This window comes from Pseudonocardia sp. NPDC049154 (assembly GCF_040648315.1).
Lineage (GTDB): Bacteria > Actinomycetota > Actinomycetes > Mycobacteriales > Pseudonocardiaceae > Pseudonocardia.
Window position 1 is genome coordinate 1 of the sequence record NZ_JBEZDN010000265.1, and the last position, 1,226, is coordinate 1,226.

Annotated in this window: 1 protein-coding gene; it reads right to left on the reverse strand. The window is 70.2% G+C overall.

The features are described from left to right. Positions 1–15: 15 nt before the first annotated feature. Positions 16–1,212 (reverse strand): IS110 family transposase, encoded by a 1,197-nt coding sequence (locus AB0B41_RS43210; RefSeq protein WP_358213040.1) that lies wholly within the window; start codon positions 1,210–1,212, stop codon positions 16–18. Positions 1,213–1,226 lie beyond the last annotated feature (14 nt).

The window sequence follows — 1,226 nt, forward strand, 5'->3', positions numbered from 1 at the left end:
CTGAGTAGCCCTGTGTCAAGCCGCTCGGTGTTGATGGGCTTGGGCGGCGCGGTGTCTGGCGGGGTCGTAGGGGGTGTTGGTCTGCCAGCATTTCCAGATCACGCCCAGCCAGGAGCGGGCGAGGATGCGCACGGCGTGTGGGTGGTCGTGGCCGCGGGCGATGGCTTGGTCGTAGAGGTGGCGGGCCCAGGGACTGGCGTGGCGGGAGTCGCCGGCGAAATCGCAGACCGCGTCGCGGAGCTGTTTGTCCGCGGCCCAGCGGAAGCTGACGATCTTCATCTTGCCGGACTGGCGGGTCGAGGGAGCGACTCCGGCCAGACAGATCAGCGAGTCCGGGGTGGGGAACCGGCCGCGGGCGTCGCCGATCTCAGCGAGCAGCCGGGCGGCACGGATCTGTCCGCCGCGCGGCAGGCTGGTGAAGATCTCCGAATCGGGGTGCAGGGTGAGTTGCTCTTCGATCTGATCGGCTAGTGTCTGGATCTGGGTGGAGATCGCCTCCAAGGCGTTGATCAGGGCCACGGTGATCTGGGCTCGGGCGCCGCCGTCGCCGCTCAGGCCGCGCGGGGCGTCTGTGAGACGCCGGTGCAGGGTTTCGGTGCTGGTGTGGCCGCTGTAGCCGACGCTGCGCAGCCAGGCGTGCAGGCGTGTGAGCGAGAGCCAGTCGGCGCGTTGCTGGTCGGGGAACCGACGCAGGAACCTCAGGCTGATCTTGGAGTCGATTTCGGAGAAGAGCCCGACCGCGCCGGGGAAGGTGACGGCGAGGTGGGCGCGCAGCTGGTTGGCCAGCGCGACCCGGTGGGCGACGAGGTCCTTGCGGGCTCGGCAGGTCGCGCGCAGGGTGAGCGTGGCCGGGGTGTCAAGAGTCAGGGGGCGCAGCCGGTGTCGGTCGGTGCGTACGGTGTCGGCGAGGACGTAGGCGTCGAACCGGTCGTCCTTGTTGCCGGCCGAGCCGTAGCGGCTGCGCAGGTTCTTGACCTGCAGGGGCGGGATGACGAGCACGGTGAAACCGGTGCCGAGCAGGGCGTCGACGACTGGGCCGTCGCCACGTTCGATGCCGATCTCATCGACCCCGGCCCGCCGCAGTTGCCGACACAGCCCGCGCAGGCCCGCCTTGGTGTGGGGGACGGTGAACCGCTCCAGCGCGGTCCCGTCCGCGGCGACGACCGCGACGGCGTGATCGGTACTGGCCCAGTCGATCCCGCCGGTCGGCACGGCTGTGTCCGGAT